The 17,439-nt window shown below is 42.7% G+C and carries 15 protein-coding genes and 2 pseudogenes; 8 read left to right on the top strand and 9 right to left on the bottom strand.

Going from position 1 to position 17,439, the window contains the following annotated elements:
- Positions 1-25: 25 nt before the first annotated feature.
- From vctD to CCZ37_RS17945, 5 genes are all read left to right on the top strand, one after another.
- The gene (gene vctD / locus CCZ37_RS17970; RefSeq protein WP_094501864.1) at positions 26-961 is read left to right on the top strand and encodes an iron chelate uptake ABC transporter permease subunit VctD; all 936 of its coding nucleotides are present in this window, start codon (positions 26-28) and stop codon (positions 959-961) included.
- Between the two features lie 22 nt (positions 962-983).
- On the top strand, positions 984-1,934 hold the full coding sequence (gene vctG / locus CCZ37_RS17965; RefSeq protein ID WP_094502182.1) for an iron chelate uptake ABC transporter permease subunit VctG: 951 nt from the start codon (positions 984-986) through the stop codon (positions 1,932-1,934).
- A gap of 6 nt (positions 1,935-1,940) precedes the next feature.
- Positions 1,941-2,702: an iron chelate ABC transporter ATP-binding protein VctC gene (gene vctC / locus CCZ37_RS17960; protein WP_094501862.1), complete on the top strand. Its 762-nt coding sequence runs from the start codon at positions 1,941-1,943 to the stop codon at positions 2,700-2,702.
- Between the two features lie 334 nt (positions 2,703-3,036).
- Complete coding sequence (locus CCZ37_RS17955; RefSeq protein ID WP_094501860.1) at positions 3,037-4,230, top strand: acetate/propionate family kinase; 1,194 nt, start codon at positions 3,037-3,039, stop codon at positions 4,228-4,230.
- 823 nt (positions 4,231-5,053) lie between these two features.
- Positions 5,054-5,302: a DUF3297 family protein gene (locus tag CCZ37_RS17945; RefSeq protein WP_010320737.1), complete on the top strand. Its 249-nt coding sequence runs from the start codon at positions 5,054-5,056 to the stop codon at positions 5,300-5,302.
- 281 nt (positions 5,303-5,583) lie between these two features.
- On the opposite strand, the gene sodC is transcribed toward CCZ37_RS17945, so the two are convergent.
- The 3 genes from sodC to katE1 form a co-directional block, all read right to left on the bottom strand.
- Positions 5,584-6,099, bottom strand: a complete 516-nt coding sequence (sodC, locus tag CCZ37_RS17940; protein ID WP_094501856.1) for a superoxide dismutase family protein — start codon at positions 6,097-6,099, stop codon at positions 5,584-5,586.
- Between the two features lie 38 nt (positions 6,100-6,137).
- On the bottom strand, positions 6,138-6,674 hold the full coding sequence (locus CCZ37_RS17935; protein ID WP_094501854.1) for an ankyrin repeat domain-containing protein: 537 nt from the start codon (positions 6,672-6,674) through the stop codon (positions 6,138-6,140).
- A gap of 93 nt (positions 6,675-6,767) precedes the next feature.
- On the bottom strand, positions 6,768-8,279 hold the full coding sequence (katE1, locus tag CCZ37_RS17930; RefSeq protein WP_094501852.1) for a catalase KatE1: 1,512 nt from the start codon (positions 8,277-8,279) through the stop codon (positions 6,768-6,770).
- Positions 8,280-8,659: 380 nt separating this feature from the next.
- On the opposite strand from katE1, the pseudogene CCZ37_RS17925 reads away from it, so the two are divergent.
- A pseudogene (locus CCZ37_RS17925) lies at positions 8,660-8,776 on the top strand (IS630 family transposase); the annotation flags it as partial.
- A 119-nt stretch (positions 8,777-8,895) separates the two neighbouring features.
- Here CCZ37_RS17925 and fre read toward each other — a convergent pair.
- The 6 genes from fre to luxC form a co-directional block, all read right to left on the bottom strand.
- Positions 8,896-9,603: an NAD(P)H-flavin reductase gene (gene fre / locus CCZ37_RS17920; RefSeq protein ID WP_094501850.1), complete on the bottom strand. Its 708-nt coding sequence runs from the start codon at positions 9,601-9,603 to the stop codon at positions 8,896-8,898.
- A 16-nt stretch (positions 9,604-9,619) separates the two neighbouring features.
- Positions 9,620-10,774: a long-chain-fatty-acid--protein ligase LuxE gene (luxE, locus tag CCZ37_RS17915; protein WP_094501848.1), complete on the bottom strand. Its 1,155-nt coding sequence runs from the start codon at positions 10,772-10,774 to the stop codon at positions 9,620-9,622.
- A 69-nt stretch (positions 10,775-10,843) separates the two neighbouring features.
- The gene (gene luxB, locus CCZ37_RS17910) at positions 10,844-11,818 is read right to left on the bottom strand and encodes a luciferase subunit beta (protein WP_094501846.1); all 975 of its coding nucleotides are present in this window, start codon (positions 11,816-11,818) and stop codon (positions 10,844-10,846) included.
- Positions 11,819-11,845: 27 nt separating this feature from the next.
- The gene (luxA, locus tag CCZ37_RS17905) at positions 11,846-12,913 is read right to left on the bottom strand and encodes a luciferase subunit alpha (protein ID WP_094501844.1); all 1,068 of its coding nucleotides are present in this window, start codon (positions 12,911-12,913) and stop codon (positions 11,846-11,848) included.
- A gap of 40 nt (positions 12,914-12,953) precedes the next feature.
- Positions 12,954-13,907, bottom strand: coding sequence for a fatty acid reductase transferase subunit LuxD (gene luxD / locus CCZ37_RS17900; protein ID WP_094501842.1), 954 nt, complete (start codon positions 13,905-13,907; stop codon positions 12,954-12,956).
- Between the two features lie 32 nt (positions 13,908-13,939).
- Positions 13,940-15,385: a long-chain-fatty-acyl-CoA reductase LuxC gene (gene luxC / locus CCZ37_RS17895; RefSeq protein ID WP_094501840.1), complete on the bottom strand. Its 1,446-nt coding sequence runs from the start codon at positions 15,383-15,385 to the stop codon at positions 13,940-13,942.
- A gap of 402 nt (positions 15,386-15,787) precedes the next feature.
- Between luxC and CCZ37_RS17890 the strand changes: the two are divergent.
- Positions 15,788-16,075: pseudogene (locus CCZ37_RS17890) on the top strand (IS630 family transposase); the annotation flags it as partial.
- 124 nt (positions 16,076-16,199) lie between these two features.
- Complete coding sequence (locus CCZ37_RS17885; protein WP_094501838.1) at positions 16,200-17,369, top strand: protein kinase family protein; 1,170 nt, start codon at positions 16,200-16,202, stop codon at positions 17,367-17,369.
- The last annotated feature ends 70 nt before the right edge of the window (positions 17,370-17,439 follow it).

Here is a 17,439-nt window from a genome sequence, read left to right as displayed (position 1 = left end):
TACCACAAACAAGCAGAGGTTAGCTTTGAAAAAGTTATTGCTTGCTTTGTTGGTAGTCAGCCTATCTTCATTGTTTGTGGGGGTAGGCAATCTATCACTAATGGCATTACTGCAAGGGGATGCCCATGCTTGGCAACTGCTCTTTAGCAGTCGTTTACCACGTTTATTGGCGATTGTTTTAGCCGGGGCAGGGCTCAGTATCGCGGGTCTTATTATGCAGCAAATCAGTCAAAACCGATTTGCCGCGCCTTCTACCTCCGGTACCATTGAATGCGCCATGCTGGGCTACGTGTTGAGCTTAGTCTTTTTTGGCCACGGTGAAAGCTTGTGGCTTATTTTCTCGGTTTCGATTGCGGGCACTTTGCTGTTTGTACAACTGATCCAGCGCGTGCAGTTTAAAAATGCCATTTTTGTCCCTTTGGTCGGCATTATTTTTGGCAATGTGGTGGAATCTGCCGCGTCCTTCATCGCTTATAAATACGATGCGATACAAAACCTTTCTAGTTGGACGATCGCCAATTTTGCCAACTTGCTGAAAGGGGATTTCGAACTGCTCTATATTGCGATTCCGGTTGCCCTCTTTAGCTATTTATATGCGGCGCGAATTTCGGCCGTCGGCATGGGTAAAGATTTTGCTGTGAACTTAGGGCTTAACTATCAGCAAGTGCTGGTGATTGGCGTTTGTTTGGTATCGGTGATGTCGGCGACGGTTGTGATGATTGTCGGCCAACTGCCTTTTTTAGGGCTGATTGTGCCTAATTTAGTCAGCCACTATTACGGCGACAACTTACGCAAAAATATCCCTCGTACGGCCATTTTCGGTGCGTTATTGGTACTGCTATGTGATTTGGGCGGCCGTTTGATTATTTTCCCCTATGAAGTGCCGATTTCGATGATCATCAGTATTCTCGGTGGCAGTGTATTTATTGTGTTGCTGCTGCGAGGTCAACGCCATGGGTAAGTCTGTATGTGCGAGCATCACTTTGCGTGATCATAGCAAACTGTGGTTACTGGTTCTGGCTTCTCTGCTTTTTGCTGGCTTATTTATTGGTGTTGGATTGAACGCCGACAACTATCACTATTTTCTTTCTCGTCGTGTACCCAAAGTATTGGCGATGGTGTTAGCGGGCATTGCCATTGCGCAGTCTTCTCTAGCATTTCAAACCATTACCCACAACCGAATTTTAACGCCCAGCATCATGGGGTTTGATTCGCTCTACCTGTTCGTGCAGGTGTTAGTGGTGACTCTTTTTGGTGGCCTAAGTAGCTACGCGCTCAATGCTTATCTCAATTTTTCGTTGTCCGTTGCTGCCATGTTGCTCTTTTCTAGTGTGTTGTTCGCTTTTTATTTTCGTAAGCAGCAGAGCAACTTAATGGTGTTGTTGCTATTAGGCGTGATTTTAGGGCAACTGTTTTCCAGCATTTCCTCCTTTTTGATCATGCTGATGGATCCGAATGATTTTTCATCGGTACAGGCCAATATGTTTGCCAGCTTCAACAACGTGAAAGTGGAGCTGGTGTATTGGGTGACACCGTTACTGCTGTTGGTTTGCTTTGGCCTGTTTCGCCTGCATCGCGTGTTGGATGTTTTATGGTTGGATAACGATAACGCGGTCAGTTTAGGTGTGGATGTACGCCGAGTGACACACCATGTGTTGATGCTCAGTGCGGTATTAATTGCTATATCTACCGCTTTAGTTGGGCCCGTGATGTTCTTTGGCTTATTGGTCACTAACTTAACGCGCGAGTGGTTTCGTTCATACCAACACCGAACCTTATTGATTGGCTGTTCCGCAATGGCGGTGTGTGCATTGCTTTCAGGTCAATGGGTGGTGGAAAAAGTATTCCAGTTTGAAACAACGCTGAGTGTGGTGGTAAATTTCATCGGAGGTCTCTATTTTCTCTCCCTCCTTTTACGCAATAAAATGGTTTAATTTCATATGATTCAGCTAGATAAACTGACTAAAGTGTTTGGTCAACAAGCCGTTGTGGATAAGGCCTGTGCGCAGTTTGAAAAAGGCAAGGTCACTTCAATTATTGGCCCTAATGGTGCAGGAAAAAGTACCTTATTGTCGATGGCTAGCCGTTTGGTTAGCCGTGATAGCGGTAAAGTTTGGATTGAAAGCAAAGAGCTGGTTGATTGGGATACTAAGGCGTTGGCTAAAAAGCTATCAGTTTTGCGTCAAGCCAATACTCTGACCATGCGTTTTACCGTGAAAGAGCTGGTGGCTTTTGGCCGTTTTCCTTATTCGCAAGGTAAATTAACGGCCAACGATCATGCGATGATTGAACAATCGATCGAATATCTTGATCTTAAAGCGATAGAAGATAAATACTTAGACGAACTGAGTGGCGGCCAACGCCAACTGGCCTTTATTGCCATGGTGATCGCCCAAGATACCGATTACATCTTTCTCGATGAACCATTGAACAACCTCGATATCAAACACTCATTGCAGATCATGACCACCATTCAGCGTTTAGCACATGAGTTGAATAAAGCGGTGGTCGTGGTGATTCACGACATCAATTTTGCATCCTGTTACTCCGATTCCATCATTGCGCTGAAACGAGGCCAAGTAGTAGCAACCGGCACGGTACAAGAGGTGATCCAATCGTCGGTTTTGAGCGATATCTACGAAACGCCGTTTAACGTATTAGAAATAGAAAGTAAGCGTATTTGTATGTATTACACTCATTGATGCGGCTTAACTTCCAGTGTGCGTAACGTATGAGTACTGAAGAAAAGGCTTTCGATTCACCGTAAGCCGCTTTTTACTGGCTAATGTAGCCAACGTGAACGAGTAAAGGTTGGAAGGGCAGATGTTTACGGTGCGCTACAGGATTGACTTAAATATTGATATATTTCTCACATCAAAAGAAATAATAACTTGCCTTAGATCAATAAAAATTCGTTTGAAGTGGTGTCAAAACTAAAACAAAGTTGAAAGATTAAAAAATTATTGAATAATGAGGGTCACGTAAACCAAGAAGTTGTATACTTCTACACTTAGTCTAAAACAGGAAACTTACCCCATGTCGAACTCGTTTGTTTTGGTTATTAACTCTGGCAGCTCATCACTGAAGTTTGCGGTGATTGATTCAAATACGGGTGATGCCGTACTGAGTGGTCTAGGTGAATGCTTTGGGCTTGATGATGCCCGTATGAGCTGGAAGTTTAACGGAGAAAAAGCCAATTGTGTGATTCAAGGTGAAGCCAATCACCACCAGTTGGCAGTTGCAAAGCTGGTTGAGCTCGTGAAAAGCTACGGCTTGATTGATGATGTCGTTGCGATTGGACACCGCGTAGTACATGGTGGTGAGAAGTTTACTAAAACCGTTAAGTTAGACGAAAGAATTGTCAATGAAGTGGAAGCGCTCAGCGATTTAGCACCACTACACAATAAAGCGCACGCGATTGGTATGCGTGCGGCAATGTTAGCGTTTCCTGAGTTACCGCAGTTTGCTGTTTTTGATACCGCTTTCCACCAAACTATGCCAGCAAAAGCCTACACAGGTGCGATTGCAAAAGAGCTATACACCGAATTTGGTATTCGCCGCTATGGTTTCCACGGAACCAGCCATTATTTTGTGAGCCGTGAAGCGGCAAAAATGATCAACAAGCCAGTTGAAGAAAGCAGCTTTATTTCTGTTCACCTTGGTAATGGTGCGTCAGTGTGCGCAATTAAAGATGGCCAGAGTGTCGATACCAGTATGGGTTTTACACCGCTTTCCGGTTTGATGATGGGTACTCGCTGTGGTGACCTTGACCCCGGCATCATTGAATTTCTATTGAAGAAGGGGTGGACACAAGAACAAGTGTTTAATTCATTGAACAAAGCCTCCGGTTTCTTGGGTGTTTCTGGTTTAACCAGCGATGCACGTGGCATTCTAGAAGCCATGGAGCAAGGTCACGAAGGTGCTATATTGGCCTTCCAAGTCTTCACCTACCGTGTGGCCAAATACATCGCGTCATACCTTGCGGCGCTTGACTCGCTCGATGGTATTATTTTCACTGGCGGTATTGGTGAAAACGCATTGCCCATTCGTCGTGAAATTCTACGCAACCTGAAAATTCTTGGTTTTGTGGAAGATGAGCAGGGCAACGAGCAAGCTCGATTCGGTAATGCTGGCATTATCGCAAAATCTGAGCAATTAAATGCCGTAGCTCTTGTGGTACCAACCAACGAAGAATTCGTGATTGCTCAGCAATCGGTTGAATTACTGTAATTAATAAAAAAACAGATCGTTAAAAGCGAGCTTCGTGCTCGCTTTATTGATTTTTCTGTTGTGTAGACCATCGAAAAGCATGCGAATGGCGATACTCACTACACTGACTTCCGCAGCTCATTTTTGTTACCCCAAGCTAGCGAGGTTAGTGCTGGCTTATTGATGCCCAAAGTGCGTTAGACCTTTTACTCATTCACGCCTTGTTCACCGACCTCAACTCAAAGACAAGTCATCCAATCTTATAGCGCTGTTCGTTGTGAATTCCTGATATGTATCGCAGGGAGGAGGCACACCATAGCATCTGAAAACTTCAGTATCCCTTTTCTACTATGCCGCTGCTTATGAATAAAGAGACTTTCGTGTTTGGCTAGAAAGAAAAAGCCGCCTAAGTCGGCGGCCAATTGCAAGCAAAGGTATCTTTAATTTTGAATCTATAGTTCATCGCAAACACTAAACGACAAACTTGCGCCACTCAATACAGTTCTGTATAAAAACCGATAGACAACAGATTGCTTATTAAATCATTGTAGTTATGAATTGCATAAATATTATCAAATGAGTTAATGAGACGGTTTTGAACCCCCTAGCTTCTTATAGCAAAGCATTTAAGAGTGATTCGCAACGCGTGGCATTTTTACTATGGGTTGCTTTTAGTGTTTCAGGTGGTTTGCGGCGGCTTCTGCATTGCTCACCTTAACAGGGCGTTATATGCCATCTAGTTCTGCGTTCTATACCGCATATGAAATAGCATCTTTACTATGTTGAGCGGTCGGCTTGTATTGTCTACAATAGCGCACTGTTTTACATATTTTAGGTTATAAACATGAACGACACTACAGCTAAACCCACTTTGCCGGATCACCTTGCTGGTAATCCTCGCAGCCCACACTATGTAGCGGAGTGCTTTGAACACCACATTGGCATTCGTCTAAATGGTAAAGAGCGTACTGATGTTGAAGAATACTGCATTAGTGAAGGGTGGGTGAAAATTCCTTCACCGAAAGCTAAAGATCGTTTTGGCCAGCCGATGCTGATTAAGTTAAAAGGTGAAGTTGAAGCTTTTTATAAATAAGCTGTATTTTGTACCGTCTGCATGCAATGTGTTGATAATTATCTAATTCAATGCATTGCATTGCATTCAAGATCTAGCTAGGTTTTTCATCTAAACATACAAACTATTTAAGAGTGATTCGCAACGCTTGGCATTTTTTGCTATGCGTTGCGTTTTGCTGAGCAAGGAATTGAGATGTATCGCCAAGGCACTTGGCAACGCATCACTCAGCCCAGCTCACATTCCAGTGCGAGATAAAATACTGTTGGCCATCTAGGATGACCAACTTAATTCAAAGCGTTTTATAAACCAATCACACCACACACGATGCGCGCACCACCGCCACCCAAGGGCATTGGATGGTCGGAATGGTTATCCCCGCCCGCGTGGACCATCAAAGCTTTACCTTTTACCTCTGCCATTTTGAAGCGGGATGCCAAAACAGGTTGATTTGCTTGGCCTTGCGCATCCACGTACAAAGCTGGTAGGTCGCCCAAGTGATTGTCGTTTGTCCACGGATAGCCGTGTTTTCCGGTATTTTGCGGATCATAATGCCCACCCGCAGCGCCACCTAATACGGTTTTGCCATCTTTGGACGAGGTTTCACATGAGTCATTCGCATGCACATGAAAACCGTGCAAACCGGCTGGTAAGCCAGTTAATTGCGGGGTAAATACCGTACCATGCTCGCTATTAGTTAAGGTAACGGTACCCACGGATTGGCCAGAGCTCAAATCCGTCATCACCACGGTCATTTCTTGAGCCAAAACCGAAGAAGTGAAGAAAGCGACGGCAGCAAACAAAGTAGATTTATTCATGATGGATATCCTTATTGAGGGTTTGAAAGTAATACATATTAGTTGAAAAGCCGTGATTGAGTAGGAGACGACACGGCCAATTTTTCTTGATGCAGCGCTTTTAACGTCTCAGATTGACCGTATAACTCAGCAAATTCTTGCACCGAGAGTCCCGCTTTATTGCGAAGGTCATCCGCACACTCTGCTTGGTACAAGGCTCTCGCGATTTGTATTTCCCGCTTCAGTAGAGCTCCCATTAAAGCAGTATTACCACGTTTATCTTGCAAACAAGCATTCGCTCCGAAGCGCAGTAAGAGTTCCACGGTCTGTGCGTTGCCTTGGTAAGCGGCAACCATTAATGCGGTATAGCTCTCTGCATTTCGTTGATTAATCGGAAATCCTGCGGAAAGAAATTCATTCACAACTTCGTCATTCCCCGTTCTTGCTGCCGCGAAAAAGAGTGAGATCAGAGATTGATATTCTTGGTGTATATCTTCCCCGACAATGCCAGACGGCTCCGAGGCCGCAACACTGAATCTAAAAGGGGATAGTACCAATAAGCCAGTTAAGGCGAGCGGCCATAGCCATTTCATCATTCCTCTCCTTTGCTATCGTGAATGCCCCACAAGAGTCCTATTTTCTGGGCAGAAAAGAGCGGATTTATCTCTTGCGGGGCAAATTTTTATCGGTTACATCGCGGCCAGTTTTACCACTTGTTTCAAGTCGGTATTGGTCGCACTGGCTAAGCGAGTGCCGTAATCCTTATCCGCTCGGTAGAAATGGCTGACCATAGTGGCTTTGATCTCTTTGTCCGTGACTTTGTTTAAGTCACCCGCCAAGTTGGTGATGAGGTCTTGTTTGTCCCGTTCATTTAAGCTGCGATAGAACACGCCCGCTTGATAAAAGTTGCGCGGATTGCTGATCGCTTTTTGCTGGACACTTCCAACCAACTGAGTTTGTACCGCTTTAAATTGAGGGTCCTCTTTCAATTCAAGCTTACGACTGGGTTGGTAGTTAATGTCTGAAGCCGTTTGTGCATTATTACTCGCGCCCTCTTGGTTATGACTGTTCACCTCAACCAACGGGCGGTTAATGGGCAGTTGGAACAAATTGGCGCCTAAGCGATACAGTTGTGTATCGGCGTACGCAAATAAACGCCCCTGCAACAGACGGTCTTCCGATGGCTCAATGCCAGGAATTAGGTTTGATGGTGCAAATGCCGACTGTTCGGTTTCCAAAAAGAAGTTGTTAGGCACCTTGTTCAAAGTCATCGTACCGACTTTCTTCTCGGGTAAATCCAACCATACTTTGGTGGCATCTAAGCCGTTGTAATCCAGTTTGCTCAGTTGTTCTGGAGTCAACACTTGTACATAAAGATCCCATTTTGGGTGATTACCCGCGTTAATTTGTGCATAGAGATCATCAGTCAAATGGTTGAAGTCCTGCCCCTGAACTTTTATGACCTCATCAGGGCGCAAACTTTCAATTCCTTGCAAGCTTTTCCAATGGAATTTCACGTAGTTCACATCGCCTTTTTGGTTGATCCATTTGTAAGCGTGAACTCCAAAACCGTCCATGGTTCGGTAGCTAGCAGGTGTACCTAAGTTGGTATACACCCAAGTCAACATATGTGTAGACCCTGGCTCATGACTGAAAAAATCAAAAAAGCGATTCGGATCCTGGAGATTGGTGACGGGCGATGGTTTCAGCGAGTGAACCATATCCGGAAACTTGATCGAATCACGAATGAAGAACACAGGCAGGTTGTTCCCAACCAAATCCCAGTTGCCTTGTTCGGTGTAAAATTTGGTCGCAAAACCTCGCGGATCGCGCAGCGTTTCTGGTGAGCCTTTTGAGTGAACCACCGTTGAAAAACGTACAAATACTGGCGTGATTTTGCCTTTGCTGGTGAACGGCGATGAGAGTGTCAGATCACTAAAATCACCGGATGCGACAAACTCACCATGCGCTCCTGTTCCTCTGGCGTGCACAACCCGCTCAGGAATACGTTCTCTGGCAAAACGCTGCAATTTTTGGATCAGATGAACATCTTGCAGCAACACACTGCCATGTTCACCTGCCGTGATGGAATTTTGGTTATCGCCAACTGGCGCGCCGTTGTCTAGTGTCAGAGTTTGTGCCTGTACGGATACTGCCACTAACCCCATTGAAATAATTAAAAAGCTTTTTGACATATGCATGGTTGCTCTCCAATGCGACCTGCCATTCTGACCGACGTTGCGGAGAATGAAGAAATCAAAAGCTCTTTTCTGCCCAGCGAGAATATACGGGTAAATAACCCTTTTCACTAAATGGGAAATAACGATGAATTTAATAGAGAAAATCGATTTAAACTAAAGTTGTAGACTACTTCTCATATTTTTATTTATCAATCGGCGTTATTTTAAACAAATATTTGTGAGATTGGTTCACAGTTTTATTTGTTAGCGATATATCCGTGATCATTGCTACCCGTGATCATTGAAGATGCTTGATTTTCCATGAAATCAGGATAATGCTACGCACCATGAAAATCGTAGCCACTCCTGAACAAAAACGGCAACTCGAACAGATGCATGATTCATTCACCTCTGCTATCAAAAAGTTTTTCGATGTAACGCTAGCAGAAGTTGCAGGCTCACTGGTATCTAGAATTACGGATAATTTTCAGATATTGAAACCTGCATCTTCAAGTTGAACGGGTATAGCGGCTTCGCGAGCGAAGGGTTTGAGTTCCTTTCTTATCTATATTTTTTTCTTAGTCTTTAAGGCTTAAGTTTAGACAATTACACAAAATTCAGGGCACTCTCATGTCTATTATACGTAGGCTAATCCATCACCATACATATTTCCCATGGTTGCATTGCATTTTTCAAGTAGATACTTTTTGCCTTCTTTAATCATATTTATTGGCCCACATAAGTAGATGTCAAAATCTTGCAAATCTGAAAAGTCATTTAATATTGCATCAACCACTAATCCTTCCCTGCTCATTATTTGGTCGCAGGATTCCTCCAGCGAACACACATAGTGTAGATTAGGATATTGATCTGAAAGCATTAATAATTCTGGGTGAAGATACAATTGGTTAATCCCTTTCACTCCCCAGTAAAGATAAATGCTCTGATCGAGTTGATTATGAAGAGCATTTCTAAGTAAGCTCATTATGTAGGATATTCCCGTTCCTCCAGCAATAAATAATATGGGATTGTTGCTCTCTTTACGTAGCCAAGCATTACCAAGTGGTCCTTCAATTTCTAGTGGAAGTTCAGCTTCTTTAAACTCATGTAAGGCAGCAATAGTACTAAGAATGCCTTCATCAGTCTTTGAGGTTCCAATATGTAGTTCTATAAATCCTGGTTGTGAAGGACAACTAGCAATAGAAAAGTAGCGATCTTTACCTGCCAATGTGAGCTTCAAAAATTGTCCGGCTTTAAAATCTAAGGGGTAGTGTGGAGCCAAAATGATTTGGTAGATCCCCGGTGCTAGGTGCTGCACTGTATGAACGTGACATGAAAATTTCATTTTCTTATTCCTATTCTTATTGAGGTGTGATTTGAGGGAATGAAAAATGTTGTGACATCTTTAGGGCACAGCCTTTTTGGGCTCGTGTATTGATTCTGCGTACAATTTGTACCGTCGTGTAGGCAATCTTTTCAGTGTGCTGATGAATGTAACCAAGATCATCAGTAATTAAAAATGCAGGATAGCTTGTAGCAGAGGCATCCATGTAACTCATTAAACCTATTTCCCCATCAGGCAGAGGTTGGAGAGTTCGGGGATTTAAAGCCCGAGCATAAACCCAAGGCGGAACACATTTGCGTTGCTGATCATCTTCAAAAAAGCAAGTGTTGAGTTCAACTTGGTTGAACGTATCGCGTATTTGGCTTATATCATTGAGACCAAAAGTTTCCATCAATAATTGATTGAATTGATCTCTATTTAAGGCGGAGTTTTCGTGAGTTTTCCAACCACCACCCGTTATGATGTAGAGCTTATGCCCTGCTCTGAAGTGGATTTTTTCTGCTTTCATGTGCTGGCATAGAAGATAAACAAAATAGGGGGGACCAATTAAGCAAGTAGTTTTTCCCATGCTTTGAATGCGATATAAGTGCATGAGGGTTTGGTCAAAATCCACGAGATCATCTTTTGCTGTAAAAGCGGTTGGGTAGAGTAATTCAACAAGACTCATCACATATTTAAACCATATGTTGTGAGCGTTAAATCGATCGGGGCCTAAATTAACAAGCTCCATCTCATGGTCAAACCATGCGCCCACTAATTTCATTCCATAGTTTACAGAACCTAACAAACGCTCAATGCTCAGACGATCTCGTGGAATATGACTTTTTTGTCCCTGAGTCCCACTGCTTGTAAACCAATGCTCGATCTCTTGAGGTTTTGCGCTGGTCACTCGCATGGTTTTAAATATCGACGTGGGATAGACGGGGATATCGTCCAAATGCTCTATTTCAAGGCCAATACCGATAGTTTGGCAATAACGACGATAGTCAGTATTGTTTTGGTAGTGCCAACGAAAGGCTTTCATGATCACATCATGTCGAATTTTTTCCTGCTCTTCGTATGACCATGAATTCGGTTCACTCATGAAGATTAAGTCATCAAGGTAGGAGCTTGCTTCAATATCAAATTTATCAACGGCTTGCTTGTCAATTAAGGGCAGTGTGGTATCCATTGTTTATTCCTTAAAAAAGGGCCGCCGCCGAAGGAGGTAATGACGGCCCAAGGGAAAAAGAAAAGCCTTTTATTGATGGTATTTAGCGATGTTGCTATTAATCACATCCAATACATGCAGACGGTGAGCTGGCTCTTTAATCGACTCAACGGAGATCAGCAGATCGGAAGCTCCACACATCTCAATAGCCATACGAGCAGCTTGAGTGCTTTCTTCGTAGGTGCCAATAGCACTCTCTTTGATGATTCGTTCTAAGACGATTTCAATTTCATCGCTAGGGTAGCGTTCTATAACGTATTGAGTGAGGTATTGGCGAGCCTCTATACGCGCGATTTCACCATCATCATTTTGATTGATCAATAACGCGAGTTGATGTCGCACTGCTTGAACATCGACACCGTATTTTTTAGCGGTCTCTCGATAATGTCGCGCATACTGCTGCCGAGTCGTGTTGCTATCATCCCATTTAAAGGTCAGCGGTAATGCCCGTTTAGCTGCCCATCCCACGACTTGTGTACTAGAGGCATAAACATACTGTTGTGGGCCTCCTTGGGTATAACTGTGTGGGTTAACAGAAATTTTTGGGAAACTGTAAAAGTCATTATCTGGATGGCAATAACCGGAGGTTAAAGCATCATTTATGATCTGATAACAGGCTTCAAATATCGGCTGCTGAGAATCTAAAGGGCGGTTAAAAAAGATCATCTCGTCGCGGTTTTCACAATCACTGAAGCCTAAAATGAAACGGCCTTGACTCATTTGATCGAGTAGTCCCGTTTCTTCAGCCGTTCGGACGGGATGGTGAGTTGTCAGAACATGATTGAGCGAACCGACCTTGATACGCTCAGTCATGCCCAATAAAAAACTGGCCGCTGTGAGGGGGGCGCCCACAATACCATGGTCATTAAAATGGTTTTCATAAATAAATAGTCGATCAAAATGTCCTTTTTCTGCATAGTTCACGCTATCGATCATGGCATCGAAAACTTCTGTGCACGATTGACCTGAATGAAGGAAATTTAAGAAAAATAATCCGAATTTCATAGGTTCTTCCTCTGAAAATAGTTGGTGTTAGTTTGGGTTTTTGAGGCGAGGCATCACCTCAGCTTGGAACAACTTCATTGAGGCGATAATTTCTTGTTCTGAACCGTTGGCTTCAAATCCACAGCAGATATTAGTAATGCCTGTTGTATCAATGTCTTGCTGGATAATTCGAATGCATTCTTCTGGCGTTCCTACCGGATTGATCTCGTAGCTGTAATCAATCCGGCGATTAGTATCACGATGGCCTTTTAAGACAAAATCTCGCCATTGTCCTTTATTAAAGTCATAGCCTTTAGTTTGGTCTGAATCATCAAAAATGCGGGTAGCATTGACATAGGAGTCATACCAGTGGGCGAGAAATTGGCGACAAATATCTTTTGCGTGTTGTGAATCATGATCTACAGAGGTGATGTAGGAGAGGCAGTGATCAATATTCTGGATATCGTGTCCATGCTCTAAAGCGATCTCGTTATATAGATCAAGCTGCGCTTTTTTCTCATGGGTGTTGATAATCCAACTTAGAATCATGGGTAAACCACGTTTTGCTGCCCACTCAGTTGTTGAAGCAGACTCTGCTACCACATAAACAGGAGCACCACTACGGTGATAGGGTGCGGGTTGGACTTTCACTTCAGGGAAATGGATATGTTCGTTATCAGCGGATACTGTGCCTTGTGTCATGCCTGTCGTGATTAAGTCGTACCAACAATCCATCAACGCGCGGCTGTTGTTCATGTCAGTGCCAAACACACGAAAATCTTTGTCATAGAGTCCACGACAAATGCCAAAGCGAAAACGTCCTTTTGAAAGTTGATCGAGCAAGTTCACATCTTCAAGTTGTCGGATGGGGTGAGCGGTCGGTAGAACGATCGCCGCTGTACCTACATGAAGATGTTTCGTTGCACCAAGGAGATTAGCGGCTGCGACATAAGGATTACCGAGTAGACCAAACTCAGTGAAATGATGTTCTAGTAACCAAACTGCTTCGAAACCGCATGATTCTGAAGCACGTCCAAGATTAACCAAACGTTGGATCACTTCTGTCTGTGATAACCCAGGTGGTTGGTAGGTCAGTAAGAAATTTCCAAATTTCATAAAATATCCTTTATTAAGGTAGGTAAGTGTATGAGCGGGCTTAAGCCTGCATGGCCGTTTCAGTTTCAGTTTCAATTTGATTTTTCATTCGACGCTCATTGACGGTCGTGATAGTCAATTGTTCAAATGTGGGCTCCACAAACGGAATATCAATATCGAAACTATTTGAATCGAGTGCGAGTGCGGCTTTAGTGACTGATTGATAGAAGTTGCGAAGTACTACTAAGTTCTCACCGAGATCATGGGAACTTCCAAGCAGGGAATAGAGCTTGCTTTGACCTGCAGGGAGTTGAGAAAGAAGTTCAATGACTTCGTCTTGTTTGACCCAATCATCCCCATTCGCGGTGAACGCGATGAAAGGGATTGAGAGATGGCGCATTTGTTCGACGGTGGATGAAAAGCTATCCCAGTTATTCGCAAAACAATCACGAACAAAGACTTCAGCACCTAATTTATGGCCTTCAAAATCCAGATCGTTTGGCAAATCTTGAATAGGGAGACTGAGATAATCAAAGCCGAAGGCTTTCTCTAATGTATCGCGCAGATTCACAACTCCAACCGCGGAGATCAAGAAGGATAGGTCAAGTTCATTAACGGTGGCGTAAGCAATTCGAGCGGATAAGCTTGCGGCAATCACCCCAACGTCTGTTACTCCACGGTTATTAAGCCAAGCCATCACGATTTCAAGACTCTGCTTGCCAATGCTCATCGTGTATTGATCAATTGTGCCTGAGCTTAATCCAACGTGGTGAAGTGAATCATAGCGATAGACATGAAATCCATTGGCTGACAAATATCGTGCTAGACCTGCAAAATGGTCCATCCGACGAGCAAAACCAGAAGCGATCAAAATACTATTCCGCCGTGTTGGCATCTGATTAAATTTAAGTATTGGAGGTGTTTCCCAAACATGGATTTGCTGATTTCCAGATAAGGAAATCACATGATCAATGGTGCAGGGTTCATCCACTTCCCAATGTGATCGGTGAGACATTCATTTCTCCTTTATGACGTTGGTTTAAGTAACTAAGGAACAAAGACTAAGAATTTGTCTTCTTCTAAATAGCGTGTTTGTTCAATATCTACGGCGACATCTTTGGTTGTAAAATGGCTTGGGCGTTCATGGGAAATAAAACGTACTAAACGCTGTAATGGGCGCATGACATCATGGGCACCACCGACGCGGAAAATATTATTCATTCCAGATTCGACGATACGTTCAGCCCCGTGAGCGGCGAGTTGATCTCGATATTGAAATGAACAGGACCAAGGAAATAGGGAAACAGTTTGAGTTTGTCCTTTTATCACAAAGGGCAAAATTTCCTCAAATGACGCCATTTGATGCAGATAAATGCAGCGCCCTAGCGGATGATTCAGCTCTGTGCCAGCTGGAGATTCAATCATCATCCAATCCTGTTGACTGCCCATTTCTGAGGTAAACCCCGCAAATTGGCATTCACGCAGTGTTAAGGAGAAGTCGGCTTGTTCATCAATACTGGACTGTGATTTCGGCAAAATTCGAGCATAGCGCTGTAACTGCTCTCTTAACGCTTGTTTAAATTCAGGAAAACGAGAGCCGAGATAAAAAAGATTTTGAGTAGAAAAGCAGGCTTGTTGGTCGTAAAAACAGATGTCGTGAGCTGCTCCTTCGGCCGCTTCGATTAAATTTTCAGGATCATTGATAATAGTGAGGCTTTTTTTCGGGCCAAACTTAATGAGCTCAGCATGCGAAGGCGTGTGCTCGGCTGCCCAACGTATTGCTTCTGAACCGCCCCAAGCGACGACCACATCCATCTTTTGCATTAAACGCTGGGCTACCTGAGTGCATTGAGTATGAGGCCAATAAATAACGGAGATGGATTGGGTAATGGGATGATTTGGGTCGACATCTATAAAACTCATCGCTAATGCATGAGGGGTGAACGGGTCATTCGACGACATTTTTACGATTATCTGATTCTTGGTCAGAATGGCGCGCAAAATAGAGGTCACGCCAGAAAGAGGCACATTGCCCGCTAATAAATGGAGTGAACGGCCTTTGGGCAGTGCCTTAACATAGCATTCATCTTGTGCTATCCATTCATCCAATATATGACGTGAGCCTAGCTCAGTTTGTACAATGTCATACAATGCACTTTTAGAGCACAGAATCATGGCGATCCAATTGGTTTCTAATTTGGCCATTTCTTCGGAATAACCCAAGTAATTCTTTAAGTCACGAATGTAACTACGTCGTCTGGTGTATTCTTCATTTTTCCAACGCTGACCAACGGTATAAAGGAAATTAACAATATTATTGAGTGTTAATTCACGAGTTTTTTTATGGTCTATGATTTCATCAGTAATATGGTCAGTTAAAATATCTAAGTCGAGAGTCTTCTCTCGAAAAATAACGCTATTCAATTCTGGCTTTTCTAATTTTGAGACAGTCGAAATCTTGCCATTGATTATAAATGGTATGTGTTTTGTCATTTTTATACTATTCCTACTTGAAGCGGCAGCAATTTTTACTACGTTTTTACCTGCAACTGGGTATAGATGCTTATTTCAATTTGTTGATGAAAAAATAAAAACACAAACTAAGCATCACGCAACATTGGTTTAACATGGAGCTAACATCATGTCTTTTCTTTTGTAAGTCAATGCGAAAAATTATTCATTGAAGCAAATATGATATTGGGCACTATTTTTATTGAATTTAATGATAATTAAATTTTTGTGTGTGGCATGTGAGTTGATGTTTTTGTTATTAACTTTAATTATTGACAAAGTTATTTAATGTTGATTTTTTATTATTATATATCCGTGATCATTGCTACCCGTGATCATTGAAGATGCTTGATTTTCCATGAAATCAGGATAATGCTACGCACCATGAAAATCGTAGCCACTCCTGAACAAAAACGGCAACTCGAACAGATGCATGATTCCAATCGTGATGGTCGAGTACGTGACCGTATTAAAGCCGTTTTGCTGGCTTCTGAAGGCTGGAGTCAGGTCATGATTTTTCAAGCTCTTCGTATCCATCAATCTAGCGTTGCTCGTCATCTTAGTGATTATGTTCTCTCTGAAAAGTTCAAGCCTGAAAATGGTGGTAGCTAGAGTCGGATTTTTGCAACGCAGACGATGCAGTTCATCGAGTATTTGACTGAGAAAATCTATTCTGCTTAATGTACATTTCTTTGGGTGGTAGCAATTGGCAGGGAAATTCAGAAAAAATCACGTGAAATTGATAATTTTGTGAGAATAATCATTGTTACCTAAAATTTAATTACTATTTCCCAGTATGAAAATACCATTATCATTTGTTGCAGAAAAAATAGCTCATTTTGAAGACTCAACGAGAACTATAAATATAAAAACATGTTCTAATGTTGTTACCAATCAAGACCCAAGTTCGAGGGTTAGAAATCTTATCCGTCAATTCAATAGTCAACCAGAACAATCAATAGGGAAACGAATAAAAAACATTAAGGTAGGGGCTGAATTCTCAAACTCGTTCACCAAAACAAAACAAGAAAAATATGCTGCTAACTTAATTGGAGATACATTCAAAGCATATAAACAGAGGAAAAAAGTCAAATCGGAGAATGAGCTTGGTATCAAGACATTAACTAATTCAAATGCGTGTCGAAGTTATTTCTATGATCAAAAAGGCCTGTTTCTTAGCCGAACCCCCGATAATTTTCAGAAAGGAAGAAAAGGCGGTTTTAAGCAGCTCATACGTAGCGACGAAAAATTTGTTCAACTCCATGTTCACCGCCTAGACGAAGGTCTTAACCAACGAAGCTACAACCAGTTAGCTAATTATACTTTGCGAGATTACGAATCAATATGTAAGGCACAGTACGTCAATCCTACAACCATGATTGCACGCAATGGGGGAAGGGAAGTTGCCTCTCTTATTGAGGAGGGAAAATCCGTTAAGCTTCTTGCATTTAAAACTTTGCTTAGCGACCTAAAAAACTTGCACGATCAATCTATTTATTTCCACGATATTAAGCCTGAAAATTTAACATTCAACGATAAAATAGTCAGACATATTGACGTTGATAACCTTATTGCTCCGGGCTACAACACAACGGATGAAGGCGTAGTATGCTCACCATACTACGTCACTCAGTCTCTTCTGAACGATATTATGCATGGCGACAAGAAGGAACAAGCGAGTCGGAGTCATGATAATTACGCAGTTCTTAAGTCGATGATTGAGGCTACGACAGGATCTTATTTTGATATGAATAATAGAGATGAAGAAGATGCTCCGATGCCAATATTCGGAATGGGTAATGAGGCCTTAAAATGTGCCAAAGTATGGATTGACGAAAATGTTTTGTCTGAATGGCGAGATAATGCTAAACAGTTGCTGAAGTTTCCAGGATCTCAAACCGAGTCTGTCGCAGTCTTTGACATGATTGACTGGGCTTCATTAGAAAAAAATGATTTGGCTTTATAATCCAGGCGCAGTTGAAAATAATCAGATAAGGCAGGTCTATTAATTCAGGAAGGAGCATTCAAAGTAACGC

This window comes from Vibrio qinghaiensis (assembly GCF_002257545.1).
Lineage (GTDB): Bacteria > Pseudomonadota > Gammaproteobacteria > Enterobacterales > Vibrionaceae > Vibrio > Vibrio ordalii.
Note: the sequence above shows the minus strand (reverse complement) of the source record. Positions and strands in the feature narration are given on the sequence as shown.